At 35.7% G+C, this 17147-nt stretch carries 12 protein-coding genes; 3 read left to right on the top strand and 9 right to left on the bottom strand.

The genetic code is table 11. The features are described 5' to 3' along the window. Nucleotides 1-215: 215 nt before the first annotated feature. Together PBF_RS21355 and PBF_RS21350 are read left to right on the top strand one after the other, a co-directional pair. Nucleotides 216-1217, top strand: a complete 1002-nt coding sequence (locus PBF_RS21355) for an LLM class flavin-dependent oxidoreductase (protein WP_009335985.1) — start codon at nucleotides 216-218, stop codon at nucleotides 1215-1217. A 112-nt stretch (nucleotides 1218-1329) separates the two neighbouring features. Next, complete coding sequence (locus tag PBF_RS21350; protein ID WP_009335986.1) at nucleotides 1330-2577, top strand: MFS transporter; 1248 nt, start codon at nucleotides 1330-1332, stop codon at nucleotides 2575-2577. A 142-nt stretch (nucleotides 2578-2719) separates the two neighbouring features. Here the strand turns inward: PBF_RS21350 and PBF_RS21345 are convergent, their stop codons facing one another. Beyond that, entirely contained in the window at nucleotides 2720-3295 is a 576-nt protein-coding gene (locus PBF_RS21345) for a recombinase family protein (protein WP_009335987.1), read from the bottom strand. Between the two features lie 147 nt (nucleotides 3296-3442). Between PBF_RS21345 and PBF_RS21340 the strand changes: the two genes are divergently transcribed. Beyond that, a complete protein-coding gene (locus tag PBF_RS21340; RefSeq protein WP_035332669.1) occupies nucleotides 3443-6409 on the top strand; it encodes a Tn3 family transposase in 2967 nt (988 codons plus the stop codon). Between the two features lie 272 nt (nucleotides 6410-6681). Here PBF_RS21340 and PBF_RS21335 read toward each other — a convergent pair whose 3' ends face one another. The 8 genes from PBF_RS21335 to PBF_RS21295 form a co-directional block, all read right to left on the bottom strand. After that, the gene (locus tag PBF_RS21335) at nucleotides 6682-7080 is read right to left on the bottom strand and encodes a hypothetical protein (protein ID WP_035332668.1); all 399 of its coding nucleotides are present in this window, start codon (nucleotides 7078-7080) and stop codon (nucleotides 6682-6684) included. A 28-nt stretch (nucleotides 7081-7108) separates the two neighbouring features. Continuing rightward, nucleotides 7109-7315, bottom strand: coding sequence for a DUF2187 family protein (locus tag PBF_RS21330; RefSeq protein WP_035332667.1), 207 nt, complete (start codon nucleotides 7313-7315; stop codon nucleotides 7109-7111). A gap of 212 nt (nucleotides 7316-7527) precedes the next feature. Beyond that, nucleotides 7528-7929, bottom strand: coding sequence for a hypothetical protein (locus PBF_RS21325; protein WP_152539716.1), 402 nt, complete (start codon nucleotides 7927-7929; stop codon nucleotides 7528-7530). Between the two features lie 213 nt (nucleotides 7930-8142). Beyond that, nucleotides 8143-8664 carry a hypothetical protein gene (locus PBF_RS21320; protein WP_035332665.1) on the bottom strand — a complete coding sequence of 174 codons (522 nt, stop codon included), beginning with the start codon at nucleotides 8662-8664 and terminating at the stop codon, nucleotides 8143-8145. Between the two features lie 92 nt (nucleotides 8665-8756). After that, nucleotides 8757-9044 carry a hypothetical protein gene (locus PBF_RS21315; RefSeq protein ID WP_035332664.1) on the bottom strand — a complete coding sequence of 96 codons (288 nt, stop codon included), beginning with the start codon at nucleotides 9042-9044 and terminating at the stop codon, nucleotides 8757-8759. Nucleotides 9045-9253: 209 nt separating this feature from the next. After that, entirely contained in the window at nucleotides 9254-10036 is a 783-nt protein-coding gene (locus tag PBF_RS21310; protein WP_035332663.1) for a DUF2726 domain-containing protein, read from the bottom strand. 548 nt (nucleotides 10037-10584) lie between these two features. Continuing rightward, nucleotides 10585-15744, bottom strand: a complete 5160-nt coding sequence (locus PBF_RS21300; protein ID WP_035332661.1) for a PKD domain-containing protein — start codon at nucleotides 15742-15744, stop codon at nucleotides 10585-10587. A 5-nt stretch (nucleotides 15745-15749) separates the two neighbouring features. Further along, complete coding sequence (locus PBF_RS21295; protein WP_035332660.1) at nucleotides 15750-16676, bottom strand: SLAP domain-containing protein; 927 nt, start codon at nucleotides 16674-16676, stop codon at nucleotides 15750-15752. Nucleotides 16677-17147 lie beyond the last annotated feature (471 nt).

The following is a 17147-nucleotide window of genomic DNA, read 5'->3' as shown; positions in this document are numbered from 1 at the left end:
AAGGAAACGAGCAAAAAGTGTAAAATTCGACTTGACGTCTACATCACTTTATCAATACTTATGATTTCGATAGTATTACACTATCTCTAAGCGGTAAATGATTACTTGAAAACTATGCTTGCAGAGAACTTTTTTCTGCAAGCATATATTCCGTGCTGTCAATCTATTACAGAAAAAAATTTAAAAGGATCAATGGAAAGAAAGGTGTTTATTGAATGGAATTAAGCATTCTTGATTTGGCTACTCTCGCTGTAGGGAAAACAGCAAAGGATGTTTTAGAGGATTCCACCAGATTGGCAAAGGCCGGAGAAGAATTTGGTTATACAAGATTTTGGATCGCTGAACATCATAATATATCTGCGCTCTGTTGCCCATCACCTGAAGTTATGCTCGGATACATTGGTGCTAATACTGAAACTATCCGTCTTGGTTCTGGAGCTACACTTCTCCCCTACTATAAACCTTATAAAATAGCTGAAACATTTAATTTGCTTTCATCTCTATTTCCTAACCGAATAGATTTAGGAGTAGGAAGAGGTCCTGGAGGCTCTCCAGAAGCGAAGTTAGCTCTTTCGGATAATTTTTCGGAGCAAGCAAAAAAATTTCCCGATACTGTGAAAGAGCTTAAAGACTTTCTTGATAATAGTTTCCCACATAAACACCCGTATTCGACTATAAATGCTTATCCAATCCCATCAGTTCCTCCACAATTATGGATTCTAGGAACTTCTTTAGAAAGCGCGAGGCTTGCAGCATTATACGGGGTCCCTTATGCATTTGGTCACTTTTTAAGTGCAAACAAAAGCTCAGAAATCATGAATTATTATCATAATAATTTAAAAGGTAAAGAAAGCGGCATTAAACCGAAAACAATTTTTGCTGTTTTTGTGATTTGTGCAGAGACAAATGAACGCGCCCAGGAGCTTGCAAGAAGTGCTTTATTATGGGAGGTACAATTATCAACAGGCATTGGCGATAAAGGACTTCCGTCTTTTATAGAGTCAAACGGCTATACTTTTAGTCGACAAGAGATGGAATTAATAAGAAACTTTAAGAATAAAATGATAATAGGATCACCAACAGAAGTGAAAAAAAAACTAATAGATATACAAAATACATATAAAGTAGATGAAATTATGATCTTAACTAATACTTTCTGTTTTGAAGATAGGATAAAATCATATAAGTTAATTGCAAAAGAAGTGTTTTCCGTGTAATTATTACATAGCCGAATTTAATTTTTTTCAAAGGAGAAGAATAGAGTAGAGGTGATTAAAATATGTAATCCTAATAAATAGTACTCAAATTATATGTAAAGGAGTATATTTTTTGCAAATAAAAACATCTTTCCGTTTTTTATGGATAGGCCAGTCAATTGCAAATTTAGGAGACATATTATATATAGTAAGCATAATTTCAATAGTGTACGAAATCACTGGGTCTGCATTTTATATGGCTCTATTTCCTTTTGTTAATACAGTTTCAAGGTTTATTAGTGGTTTTATTGCTCCTATTCTTTTAGAAAGATATAGAACGAAGCCACTTTTGGCATTTTCACAGTTTGGTAAAACAATCATTGTATTAATGCTCACAGTAAATTCAATCTATCTTTTTTCAATAGATAATATAATTTTCACCTTTGTATTTGTAATGTTTATTTCATTTCTAGATGGGTGGGCTAGCCCTGCTAGAGATTCATTGATTCCCAGGTATTTCGATTCAGAGGAGAAATTGGTTAAAGTAAATAGTTTTCTTTCTATAGTCGATCAGACAATCACTTTAGGAGGATGGCCAGCAGCTGGTATTTTAATCACTCTATTAGGATCAGGTAATCTACTAATTATAACAACTATATTATTCGTTATTTCAACCATTTTTATGTTTTTAATTAAGGATTTAGATAGAATTGAGGATGAACTCAATAAAGACGAACAAGAATCAGAAAAAATGACAAAGAAGGTTTTGCTGGAAGGATGGAATACAATATGGAAGACACCTTCTTTAAGAACAATTACGATTGTAGAATTTACGGAATCCATAGCAAATGTGGTATGGGTTGCAGCTATTCTGTATATCTATGTTGAAGAAGTTCTACAGGTTAGTGAAAATTGGTGGGGATATATCAATTCAAGCTTTTTTGCTGGTTTAATGATCGCTGGTTTTATTAGTTTAAAGTGGTCACAAACAATAACTAATAATTTGAGATTTGTAATCATTAGTGGAGCATTTCTTACCAGTATTACTACACTTATTTTTGGATTAATTTCAACTCCTTGGCTCGCACTTGTCATTTCCCTTTTTTTCGGTTTTGGTAGTCAAATTAAGGGAGTTGCTCAACAAACTATAGTCCAAACGAGTGTTAATTCAAAATTATTATCAAAGGTATACTCTGCACAGGATAGTATCGTCTTTGGAACATTTGGTGTTTCAACTATTTTATTTGGGATATTTGCTGATCAATTTGGTGTGAGATTTACATTTTTATTAGCTGCATTTCTACTTTTCGCTTCAGCCTTTTTTGTCTCAATAAATCAAAAAACACTAAAACATATTAAAAGTGGGGAAATAAATAAGTGATTTGATAATTGAAATAAAGAGCCTATGTCAAAGATTTTAATATTCAATTTGACATAGGCTTTTATATTTTATTATTTTATCAAAATGCACACTTCCTCTTACAAGCTAATATTACCTTGCCCATTATTGGACTAAAGATCAACTAATTGTCCGGATCTGATAGCTTTCTGTATAATGAAGCTCTTGATACATTTGTGATTTCACAAATTTGATTTACAGTCATATTCCCTTCCTTATACAGCTTTACTGCATAATTCATTCCTGCGTGATTTTTATGATACTTCTTTAACCGACCTTTAAATTTTCCTTCTTTCTTAGCCAACTCAATCCCTTCACGTTGTCGCATACGAATAAGATCTCGCTCTAATTGGTTAACACCAGCCATTACCGTAATTAAGAATTGGCTGTATGGATTATCTTCTGATAAATCTAGCCATGTATCTTTTAGTGATTTTAAGCTTCCCTTTTTACCTCGTATGTTATCGATTAATTCAAATAGATCTTGTGTACTACGAGTGATTCGAGTTAAGTCTGTAACATAAATGATGTCATCTTTCTGTAAATTCCCTAACATTCTTTGAAGTTGCTCGCGATCCTTTGTTGCTCCTGAAACTTTCTCTTCATAAATAATATCCATTCCGATCTCGTTCAGCTGCTGAAATTGCCTTGAAGTATTTTGGCTAGTCGAACTGACACGTATATAACCGATCTTTCGCAAAAATACCACCTCACTTTTGAGACAAGTCTTGTGAGACACTCTTAACTATGATTCTATCAGTCTACTTCACTTGTATCAATAGAGTACACTCTATTGATATATAATTGAAGTAATAAATTAAAAAAAACAGAAATGAGATGATGCTAAATGAAAATTGCGAGAGGTAGGGAATTACTTACACCCGAACAGAGACAGGCTCTTATGCAAACTCCTGAAGGTGAGTGGGTGCTAGGAACCTACTACACCTTTTCCAAACGAGATTTAGAAATTATAAATAAACGAAGAAGAGAAGAAAACCGGTTAGGGTTCGCCGTTCAATTAGCCGTTCTTCGGTATCCCGGTTGGCCGTACACACATATCAAAAGCATCCCAGATTCGGTCATACATTATATATCAAAACAAATCGGTGCCAGTCCACCTTCACTTAGTCTTTATCCTCAAAGAGAAAATACACTTTGGGATCATTTGAAAGAAATTCGAAGTGAACACAATTTTGTAACTTTTACCCTAAAAGAATACCGAATGACATTTAAGCATCTTCATCAATTAGCTTTGGAAAATGGCGATGCCATTCATCTACTACATGAATGTATCGACTTTCTAAGAAAAAACAAAATCATACTGCCTGCTATCACTACACTTGAGAGAATGGTGTGGGAGGCAAGAACAATGGCTGAAAAAAAGCTATTTAATACAGTTAGTCAGTCTCTAGCAAATGAGCAAAAAGTAAAACTTGAAGAGATCATTACTTCGCAGCATCCATCCGAGTCCAATAAAACGATATTGGGTTGGTTAAAGGAACCACCGGGTCATCCTTCACCCGAAACATTTCTCAAAGTAATAGAACGACTCGAATACATACGGGGAATAGAATTAGAGACGGTAAAAATTAGTCATTTGCATCGCAATCGCCTGTTACAGCTATCTCGTTTAGGTTCAAGATATGAGCCTTATGCATTTCGAGACTTTCAAGAAAATAAACGATATTCGATATTAACCGTCTTTTTATTACATCTTACTCAGGAGCTAACGGACAAAGCTTTTGAAATACATGACAGACAAATACTTAGTCTGTTATCAAAAGGCCGTAAGGCTCAAGAGGAAAATCAAAAACAAAACGGTAAAAAGCTAAATGAGAAAGTTATACACTTTACGAACATTGGACAAGCTTTAATCAAAGCAAAACAGGAAAATTTAGACGTTTTTGAGGTTTTAGAATCCGTTATTGAATGGAATTCTTTTGTCTCTTCGGTGGAAGAAGCTCAAGAGCTTGCACGTCCTGCTGACTATGATTATTTAGACTTATTGCAAAAACGATTTTATTCACTTAGAAAATATACGCCTACGCTATTAAGGGTATTGGAATTTCATTCTACAAAGGCAAATGAGCCTCTTTTACAAGCTGTTAAGATTATCCGAGGAATGAACGAATCCGGAAAGCGAAAAGTGCCTGATGACTCGCCTGTGGATTTTATTTCAAAACGCTGGAAAAAGCATTTATACGAGGATGATGGTACAACAATCAATCGTCATTACTATGAAATGGCTGTTTTAACAGAACTTCGGGAGCATGTACGGGCAGGAGATGTTTCCATTGTTGGCAGCAGACAGTATAGAGATTTTGAGGAATATTTGTTTTCAGAAGATACATGGAACCAAACGAAGGAAAATATGAGATTATCAGTTAGTTTATCATTCGAAGATTATATGATGGAGAGAGCCAGCAACCTTAACGAAAGGTTAAGGTGGTTAGCTTCCAATTTCAACAAGTTAGACGGAGTTTCTCTTGAAAAAGGAAAGCTGTCACTTGCACGCTTAGAAAAAGATGTTCCAGAAGAAGCAAAAAAGTTTAGTTCAAGCCTTTATCAAATGCTGCCAAGAATAAAATTAACTGATTTACTCATGGATGTTGCTCATATAACAGGATTTCATGAGCAATTCACTCATGCTTCCAATAATCGAAAACCTGATAAAGAAGAAACAACCATTATCATGGCCGCCCTTTTAGGAATGGGAATGAATATAGGCTTGAGCAAGATGGCTGAAGCAACACCCGAACTTACATATAAACAATTAGCCAATGTAACTCAATGGCGCATGTATGAAGATGCCATGAATAAAGCCCAAGCTGTATTAGTAAATTTTCATCACAAATTACAATTATCTTCCCATTGGGGAGACGGTACAACATCCTCGTCAGATGGTATGAGAATGCAGCTGGGTGTTTCGTCACTACATGCAGATTCAAACCCACATTACGGAACTGGAAAAGGAGCCACCATCTATCGATTTACAAGTGACCAATTCTCTTCTTACTACACAAAGATTATTCATACAAATTCAAGGGATGCGATTCATGTTTTGGATGGTTTGTTGCACCATGAGACGGATCTAAATATAGAAGAGCATTATACAGACACAGCTGGTTACACAGACCAAATATTCGGGCTGACTCATTTATTAGGATTTAAATTTGCTCCAAGAATAAGGGATTTATCGGACTCAAAATTATTTACAATAGATAAAGCAAGGGAGTATCCAAAACTAGAAGCCATTTTACGTGGACAAATAAATACAAAGACCATCAAAGAAAATTATGGGGATGTTTTGCGATTAGCTCATTCTATAAGGGAAGGAACGGTTTCAGCATCCCTCATTATGGGGAAACTAGGTTCCTATTCAAGACAAAACAGCTTAGCCACAGCCTTACGTGAGATGGGCCGAATAGAAAAAACGATCTTTATTCTTAATTACATTTCAGATGAATCTCTAAGAAGAAAAATACAAAGAGGATTGAATAAAGGAGAAGCCATGAATGGGTTGGCAAGAGCTATTTTCTTCGGAAAACAAGGAGAGCTTAGGGAACGAACCATACAGCATCAGCTTCAAAGGGCCAGTGCTTTAAACATAATTATCAATGCCATTAGTATCTGGAATACCTTACATCTAACAAAAGCAGTTGAATATCAAAAACAATCTGGTAGTTTTAATGAAGAATTATTGCACCATATGTCGCCTCTAGGTTGGGAACATATTAATTTGCTAGGAGAATACCATTTTAATTCCGAGAAAATGGTCTCGTTAGATTCTTTAAGACCATTGAAACTTTCTTAACGTTGTTAAAAATAGGGGAATTGTCTCGGAATTGTGCTTAACGTTGTAAATCCGCATTTTCCTGACGGTACCCCTTATTGTTTGAACTAATTTTTATAAAAATTCTATAGGGTTCCTCCTGGTTGTTAAATGTCTGAATCTCTCCAATAATCTTTGCTTCTGTGATCATAAGGTTTGCTTTCCTTTCACGTAACTGGTAAATAAAAATTGTTGTTTATTGTTCCAATATCTTGAACCTATAATCTCCTGAACAATTTTATTTTTTAATTCCATCACAGACTAGTTACAGCAACACCTGAAGTGGAATTATAAAAATCATCATGCAGCAAATAAACATCACCGTATATGTGATATAAAGATTTATACTCTTCTCTACTCAGTTGATGAGTCAATAGCTTCTTTAAATGATCCATGCATAAATTCCATGTTATATCATCGTTAAATGGATCCAATTCTGAAGCTTCTAATGCCGCTTCAGAGCAACAATCACAAGTTTTATCTAATTTGCTGCTACTTATTTGAGGAGCTGTTTCCTTTAGTGTGATCAACCGCTCGTCACTTGCAAATATTGTTGCATGATTAAAACAAAGGTTCAGCCTGTCTTCTCCATCATTTATTGAAATTAACATCAATTCATTGACACAGTTCTTTTCCATGCATTTCATTGACATCTTGATTCTCCTCCTCTTGATTTGAAGCTTACTTCCTTTTATTTCTTTTAAGTATCTTATAATTTTTATGTGCCACAACGGTGTTTGAGCTCTCCAAACCTAATAGAAACGCATCAGTTGCTGATATATCAACCAGCACACTGTTGTCTCTTACCAAAAAGACTTTTCCTTCAATTTCATTTCCTCTGCGGGAGAATAGTATAGAGTCACCTTTACTTGCATGCCTAATTGCCATTTATTTGACCTCCTTTTAAGGGTATAATGTCTTAATTTCAGCAGAAGCGCAAAAAAGCACCAATAAGCCTTAACAGCTAATTGGTGCTTCCAATTTGTTTTCCCGTATAATTTCCAAATCAATTATACCATAATTTTCATAATGAAAAAAGATTTCTTGGTATTTTTTTCTATTCAACTATGTGTATTCCAAAGAGTAAAGGATGAAAGAATCTATTCAATTTGTTGAAAGGCTATTCCTGTTTCAGGGTCATAAAAATCATCATGTAATAAATAGACATCACCATATTGGTTATAAAGCTGGTGAAATTCTTTTGGGCTTAATGAATGTGTCAGCAGCTTTTTCAAATGGGTTTCACAAAGCGTCCACTGCGTATTCTCGGTCGGGAGATGTTCAATCATGTTAATGGCTAGGTTATTGCAACAGCTACAATCAGCCTGTTCCTTTAACTCACTCTTAAGCGGATATCCTTTTTTATAAGTTAATTTTGATTCGTTTAAGGCGTACATTATGGAGTGAACTCCACAAAGAACTTTCACGGTTTGTCCGTCATTGATTTCTTGCACTAACCCACCAAATTGACAGTCTTTCTCCATACAGGTCTTAGTCATCACTATTATCCTCCCTATATTCTTAATATTTTGTAGAACTACAACCATTATCATCAAGGGCAATCGTTCCAGCAAAAAGCCGGCCAAAAGAAAAAAGAGCATAAAAACAATGCTCTTTAAGGTAAATACCGTTACTATCCGTATTTTTATATTTTCACAACAAGATGCTTTAAACTGATTCTCCCCTAGTATCAAGAAAGTTTTTGATTACATGAACTATTTTTTTCCTGACTCTTTTAGATATTTCTCAACCTCATGATTTATATCCCTCGCTAACTGCTCCTGGTTAGCAGGTATATATATACCTTGTCCAGATACCAATCGGCGCTCTTCTAATTGATTAGATTTTTTCTTTGGTTTGCTGCTAAGCGAATATGTTATCGCTATTGCAGCAATTGTTAAGAATAAACCCGCCCCCGCCATATAAGACTGAAATGTTGTAAAATCATTTTTTAGATCTTGCAACCCAAGTCCCGCAGTTTGTACTGCAAACTCATCTTGTACCAACTTATCTAACAAGGATTCCTTATTTTCAATTAAGGCTGCTTGCTTCTTGCTATCAAGGCCTCCTATTTCCTTGTTAAGCAAATATTTTTCTTGTTGAAGTCTTAATAGCGATTCCTGATTAGACTGTAACTGCTTATCCAATTCACTCCCCATATGGGTACTGTAAAAACTGATTAATAAGAAAACAAAGGCAATTGATCCCCATATCCATCCAAAGATTGATTTTCTCATAAGAATTGATTCCTCCTTTACATTAAACGATTTAAAATCACTAAGTGTTTTTATTATTATTTGTCCGATTAAAGTATCCTGACATTTATATACTACATATCGGCATTTTTATTAATCTCTCTAACAGAGAGAATTTCATTTGAAACAAAATCCGTTGCTCTTGTTTCTCCTTCTGGCCATAGAATGACAAAAATAGTTCCATCACTCTCATCACACCAAAACCCTCTAACTTCGTAAGTTCTTGTTTCTTCTCCCTCAATTTTAATTTCATAGCATTTTCCTTCCTGCAGTTGCTCCCATGGCTGAACTTTTCTTTTAGTACTCTTTAGATGTTTTGAAGGATTAAATTGAGGGTTGTTTACAAATGGATTAAAGTCCATGTTTTCACCTCCTAAAAAATAAAAAAGCCCTATACCGGCTAATTAATGCTTTAAGCAGCAAAAATTCACCAATATAGGGCGTATTAAATAAAATGGGAAAGTCCTTCTCGCATGAGTGGGATAATAATAAAAACTAGACGTATATATATATTATATAGAAAATCCTTCCATGGATACAAGCGATTTCTCTGCTAAGTACTGAAACGTTGCTACACCAATTCAAACAATTTTAAGAAATAAATAACTGTATTCAAAATTTGTTCCTCTGATTCCGTATATGGTATATCAACTACAGGTAATCCTAACGACCAACAAAACTCCCTTTTGATTCTATCCCGCTTCATTCTCTCTCTAGACCCCTTAAAACCTCCAAAGTATTCTGATCTCATATATTTATAATGCTGTATCCCATTGAATTCTATAGCAAACAGCGGAAAGTTATTTTGACATATTACAAAGTCCAGCCGGAAGTCTCTATCACAACCAAATCGCTTCATAGACACTTCTTTGATAAATTCAATTTTTTGAGATGCCAGTAAATTTGTTATAAACTTGGCTCCATTTGACTCCTTGATTTTCTTTCTACAATGGCTACAAGTTTCACCTCGCTTAACTTTGATTGGTTCAATTACCCACTCATGACCTCTGCTGCATAAGTGTAGTCCTTTTCGTCTCATAGCTTTATACGGACCAACAAACCGAATATCTTCTCTATTCTCTGAAAGAAAGTTTATGTATTTTTGATGGTTTGGAGAGATTGTTTCATTTAGGTCTGTCCTCCAGGTGTCGGTACACCTAATGTATATATTGCGGCCTTCTTCATGCTTAACTATGAATGCTTTAACTAACTTATCCGTCAATTCTTCTTTCAACCTATCAACATATTCTTGGTATTTTTCTATTTCAGCAGGCCCTTTGGACTTCTTTTTATAAATATGAACACAATTATAAGTATCTTTCACATAGAAGAGAATTTTCCCTTCAAACTTCATAGTTGCGACCACCTTTTAAGAATGAAAATAGTAATATACGTTCCTTCTGGTAAAATATATAAAAACAAAGAGGTCGAATACTTAATTAAGGATATCTTAATGATATTTGAAACTTCCATTTATATAAGTTAGTTAAATTATTTTATAAGAGAAGCGATAATCCAAGGACTATCGCTCTTTTTAAATCTCTTTCTTTTCTGTAATTCTACGTTTAATTAATGTAGTAAATATAATTGAATTAACGATAACCAGTACACTTAAAATGAAAAAGAGAGTCCTATTGATACCTAAAACTCCAAAGATCAAAAAAACTATTCCAGCAATTAAAAAGCAAACCGCATTAAGTTTAAGTAGTTGCTCATAATTCAACATTCATCACCCTTTGAATGTATTATTGATTTGAAAATGTAACATATAAACATCAATAAATTCATTAAAGCCTAAATTCTTATTAAACTAAATTACCCCGTTAGTATAAATACAGAAATTCACATATTCTTGTAACGAGGCCCTTCAAAAATTGAAGGGCCCTAAAGTTGTGCTAACCCTTATTGGTTTCTATGAAAATTAAGGGCTTCATAAATATTTGAATCTATTGTCACATCATAGAGGCCTTCAGCGAAAACCTTCTCTGAACCTGCATCATGAACAGACTTAAATTCAAAGTAATATTGCCCCTCCGGAATGTATGCAAAGTCTTCTCGCCACAACTCCGCTTCCCATATAGTTCCAACCCCATTAATTTTTGTAAATAAAGTAGTTGGAATTTCAACAGGGCCGATAGAACCGCCAAAATCAACAGTTCCAGACACCGACTCTGCAGGAGATGTAGTGAGACGAATTAAGAATTTCTCACCTGCATAAAAGAGCTTGAATGGTCGATTATTTTTAATCCGTATTTCTTCCCACTCAGGAGTGTGATAAACAAGCGGCTCTAAAACAGGATTCACAAAAACATACTGTGTAACAATCTCTGATTTAGCCCCTTCATTATCAGTAACAACCAAAGAAACTTTGTATCTAAATGAGTTAGTTGGAAACTCTGGATATTGCTGCGTACTTGATGTTACATTTCCGCATAAATCCTCAAATGTCCAATTCCATGCTACAACCTCTCCATCGGGATCGTAACTGTTGTCAGGATTAAATTTGACAGTATCTCCATAGGTTAACTGTAAAGGACTCCATGTAAATGATGCTACTGGGATTTCATTTGGCGGCTTCTCCTTAACAGTAATAACCTGGACAGCAGGTACTTCACTTCTCAAGTTATCATTGTCATACACATGAAGCTGAGCCTTATAATCACCTTTAACTGCATTCGTGATTATTGGATTCTTAGCGCTAGAGGTAGTTTTTTGGCCAGCAGGATTTGTAATTTCCCACTCCCATTTCTCTACTGTACCATCCAAGTCAAATGATTTTGAAGGATCGAGTGTAATAGTATCTCCTTCTACTGGCATTTTCGGTGACCAATCGATTAAAGCAAAAGGTTTTTGTTTTCCAATGATCACTTCAATTCTTACCATGCTTGTATCCGAAAGGGATGGTAAAGGAGCTGGAGGATCATCAAATACTGTCTGATACACGTCATATGTGCCAACACCATATTGACTAAAATCTGTAGGTGGCACCCCAGTTTCCCAGCTATTTATAATATTTCCATCCTCATCAACTTTGTTAATCTTCCAGGAATAATTTATCAATGGGTGCCCATCGATGTCATAGCTAGAATCTTTATACGTAGCTTCCTGGTTTAACCCCAACTGAATTGGATTTGGTGTAAGTGAAAAGACAGAAGTAGGCGGATTATTGTCTAAGATGACTTTAATATTCCGCTCATACAAATCCGAGCGCAAGCTAGGACCAGTTTTCGGAATATCATCAACGGTTAATCCCATTGTATAGGTGCCTTCTCCTAATCCCAACTCAGCGAAACTTTTCGGGAAAGTTGATAATGTTTTTAGAATGGTTGAAGAACCTTGTTTACGAATAGTAAATTGATAGTTCGTTAATGGGTCCCCATCCGGGTCATAACTTCTATCAACGATATTTAAAGGCTGGCTTCGATAAACTACATCCGGTGCATCAAACAAAGCAATTGGTTTTTGGTTCATGCCCATAGTGCTTATCCGCTTGGTTGTGCTGCCATATGCCCCATCAATATCTTTTACTTGGAGCGTTACATCATATATCTTATTTACTTGCAAATTGCTAGGTGGAGCACCATTGTACTTCACTCCATCCACCATATAAGACGTCCATTCGTACTCTACAATACCTTTATCATCTCGATTAAACTGATGTTCAGGGTCGTATGAAGGCTTGGGATCTAAATCCAACCTGTAGTTATCAGCCACATCAATCTTAAAAGTAAAGTCAGCAATTGGGCGCCGGTGAACATTTACCGTATATTCTCTAACGATTTCCTCATCCGACCATTTTTGATAATTATTAAAGCGATTATCACCAAAATGCACCGGGTTGTCCTTGGACCTTAGTTGAATTTTATAGGTACCGACCGCTTTCAATTGAAGTGGAGCACTTACCCAAAAATCACTTTGTGCAATTTTAGAATGTTGGTTATCAATCGTTCTGCCATTTACCTTTGTAGGATCATGAGAAAATTTCCACTCTCTTGCTAGCTCAGGATCATTCTCAAAATCTTCATAAGTGACGCTATAATCAATTTCTTCACCTAAAAGGATTGTATGATTCTCACCAGGGTTTGTAACTAAATACTGCCCGATAATGTAATCCTTAATATCCTGTACATTTCTCCCTTTATAGAGGAAATCATATAGCGAAAACTTACCTAATGTTGCAGCAGTTGTGGTAAACCGATCAAAATTGGAACGATTTGAATTATAGGCAAAGTGCCAGAAGAAAGGATTATCCTGCCTCATTTTACTCACAATTGGATTTACCTGACTCGTATCATTCACCCATGTCCAACTTTGATTATCAAACCGAGCATAAACTACATCCGCATTATTTCGATAGGTTTGTGAAACAAAGTTGTCTTTCATTCTCGTTGGATCCGTTTGTTCTGTGGAATTACAACCTTGGTTGTAATAGTATTGAACTTCCCACACCTGATAAGGCTCTTGTTTTTCTAAATAATATGTGTAAGAGTGAACCCATTGATATCGAATAAACGTACAGCTATATACTGTATTATCAGCATTCCAGCTGCAAATGCGGCTATCACGTCCAACAGGATAGGCATCTGCTTCTGCAGCACTCGAGAATGACCCGCTTCCTACAACCGTATAATTGCTTGTGTTTTGATAAGAGCCGGTATGAACTGTGTTTGTTATCGAATAACCTGCTGGTGGACTATATGAGCCTCCAGGCGGTGAAGATGAGTAGTTTGAAACGGTATTCGATGCTGTAGTTTGGATAGTTCGGTAATAGGTCGACCAACCCCACTGTGGAATGCTTTTAATACATGTTCCATCAGTGTCGTATATGTGGTAAAAATCATTATCTATTACCACTCTGGCATCAATGCCCTTGGTCTTCAGATCTGTTTCTAGACTGGCAGCAAGACTTGCGACCTCATTTCTTTCCGAATAGTCATAGGTATAATATTTATGGTCATAATAACCACCACCATCATTATTCGAAGTTCCTCCAGGACGATTTCCTGTCATATGCTGCTGAGTTGCCTTTGTCAAACCACCTATATCTAATACAAGGTCAACCTTACGATGAGTCTGCATACCGAAATCAACAACCGGAGGAGTATTTGAAACTTCCACTGCTTTATCTTTGTCGATAATGTTAAAGTTAGTTAGCTTCGTGTATTCTGTTACACGATCTCCGCTATCAACTTTTTCGGTAACATCTCTACGATAATCAGCATCGGTAATAAATCTCTGTATGGTGGGCTGTCCAAATCCTTCTACAACTTCTAAGGTAAAACGATAATGACCTACTCTATCAGTTTCGTAATAAACAGTTGTTTCATTTCCACTTGAAATAACCTGACGAGAGGTATCCATCGCTGTTCCAAAAATCCCATCATTATTGCTGTCATATTCCACATACCAAATTCTCTGTTTAATAAAGTCATCGTCTATAGAATTACTAAAATCTTTTAATTCTATAGTTGCCTTTTTGGTTGTACCATCTCTTAGAGCGACCTTTTGATCAACCGTAAACTTAGCTATCGGCTTCTCGTCGGGCATGATAGTAATCTTTGCAGTGTAAGGCTCGCTGACTTCTGAATACTTATTGGTTACCGTTATCGTAACCTCATACTCACCTGCTTTTTTAAATAAAACATCTTTTATACCACCATCGGAAGTGTGCTCAATTTTAATATCCCCCTGTGTGATTCCAGGAGTGACGGGTTTAAAATCCCAAGTAGTAAGATTATAGTTTATTGGTGCTACTCTAATCGCCTTAGTTGCTTTGTCAGAACCATGAGCATTAAAAGAAACTTTTCGGTTTTCTTTTAAGGTCCCATTAATTTCTAACATAGCAGTTGGAGTTGTTGGTAATATCTTAAACGACCTGGCATCAGTGTCAGAAGCCCCAGCATCATCCGTAACCTTCAAAGCAGCATCATGAGTTTCTTCAGCTGTAACACGTGGAAAGTTTCTTGAAAAATTTGAAGGCGAGCCGTCTACTGTTAACTCTCTTGAAACAATCTCACCATCTGGATCCGTACTGTTATCTTGAAAAGTTACTGTTTCCGGCCAGTAATATTCTGGCTCCACAAATAAATTTGCAAGCGGAGGAAGATTTTCTTTTGGTTCCTCAGGTTCCTCTGGAGGATCGGCTGCAACAACTTTAAGGGTTGCTGTTGCAGATAAGCTTCCATAATCCACTTTGACTGTTGTGGTGCCCACTTTTTCACCTACAAACTTCCCTTTAGTTGAACTGGAAGCCAAAGAAGTATCTGTAATAGACCAAGTACTAAGTTTATCCAGAGTCTTATCGTATTCCTTCCCATCAAGAGCACTATAAATGGCTTTATAAGTAGCAGTTTCTCCTACTTTAATTGTCTGAGTTGGAGGCTCAATTCTTAACCCCCTGGCATTAGGGTCATCCATAATTTTAAAATCATATTTATACCAAGGAGTGCCCCCATGCCCTAAGCCATCATCACCTTGCACTCGGAGCTTTGCAGTTCGGAAACGATAATAGAGCATATTTGGAATACCTAGCACATCGTTATCTCTATAGGCATAACCATAAAATGCCCAATGTTCTTTTTTCTCGATATTTCCTTCTTTGGCCCACCTATTATCCTCTCCTGCTACGCCATCAAAATAAAAAGGGTTACATTTATCATCAGTTTGTAAACCGCCATCACAACCCGATTTCTCTTTTTGCACATCATATGTTCGCATTTCGTAAACAGGATATCGCAAAATAGAATGTATGACCTTCCCTTTTGGAGGTGTATAACCTGTTGGTGAGTCATAGCCAATACCACCCAATTCAACACCAGGTGCTCGTTTAGAATGCCAATTAGCTCTCAATTGGTTCGTGTCTGAACGAATAAAATATCCATCTATCGAAATCGGGTTCCATTCACCCGGTTTGTCATGGATATGTGGATATGATTTATCAGCTGTTCCAATTTTACTTATAGGTGGATCTGTAGCATTTCCGATGAGAGTAAAAGAGTTTAATAGAAATATGAATAATAGGCATATAATACCTAGTATTCTATATTTTCTATACTTGAACATTCATATTACTCCTCATGTAAAATTTTCACCAATCTCAATTTATTCTTAGCCGGGGTTTCATATTTTGCTAAATTAGGATTCGTTTCAACGAAATGACCTCCACCTACAGCATAATAACCTTTTCCATTAATTTCTTTATAACCATAAATACGATACTGTTCCCCTTTCTTTAAGGTACGTGCTGTCTCAAACTTTCCATCTGTCTCCTTTAAAAGGGGAGTATTTTTTAACATTGTCAATCTGCCGATTTGATTGTTTTTGAGTTCAGCAACACCCCATCTTACTTTATCTAGAAGAGGAAAATAACGATTTACTTCATTAAAAACTTGCTTTTCAACATTAACATTATCGTAAAAATAGGCCTTTACATTCCAGTGTCCACTAGCCATATTTGGTGTATCTAGGTAATAAACACCATTGTTTACTTTGTTTTTAATGTAAACTCCTAAGGCTATAAAACCTTCACCCTTTTTATTAGTTCCAACATTTTGAAAACCAGAAGTATATTTTAGAGTTGGCAACACTGAGGTATCGCCATATACAGGGCTATAACGATCAAAGCCAATTAAGCCCTTAGCATCTCCTGGATTTAAAGCTGAATTAGAATCCATCAAGAAGAATCCTGAGGCTCGCATTTTTTTTACATCCGCATATAAAGTATCTGCAAATCCCTTTGGATACTTATCAGTCATATACATTTTCAACAACAAAGTACCAGTTCGATTTCCAATATCAATCTTATACTGGCTCACTTTTGAACCGTATTCATCTACACCTGAAACATATTCCAGTGGCAGATCAACTGGTAATGGAGTAGCAAGAACACTTGCCTCTACCTTATTAGGGTTTATCAGACCTGAACTTTCAAATGGCATAACAGCTCCTAAACTTAACGCTGCCGTAACCGCTCCTACAAATACAATTTTTTTCATTAATAACAACCTCCTAAAATATGGGCGATATAGGAAATTAGGTTTAAACACTTCCTTTCATTTCCTTTAAATTAAGTATAAAGGATTATTAAAGAAAAGAAAAAAACACCACAATGCAGAGAATCCTCTGATTGCGGTGCTTCCGCTTTTCAAAATTATAGTTTCCCAATTTTACTCACAAAATTATTACTACAATTATATTATAATTGTTCTCTCTAGCATGAGTAAGAAACGGAAAATTGTCTTAATACCTTAAATTATATCAAACACCGGTAGGAAAATCTAACCTTTTTTGTTAAAGAACCTCTATTCTTGATTAATAAAATAGGGTAATCCTCAGTGTACCTTACTTTAAATTAATAAAATTGTTCATTCCAACAATCTTGATAGATTGATAGAGATAGTCGACTTCGTAGATGATTCTCTAAACATAAGTAGAATTTCATTTTTACATATAGTTTTTTCTTTTAG

Origin of the sequence: Cytobacillus firmus DS1 (genome assembly GCF_000565285.1) — a bacterium.
Classification (GTDB): domain Bacteria; phylum Bacillota; class Bacilli; order Bacillales; family Cytobacillaceae; genus Cytobacillus; species Cytobacillus firmus_A.
This window is presented reverse-complemented; position numbering and strand designations above follow the sequence as displayed.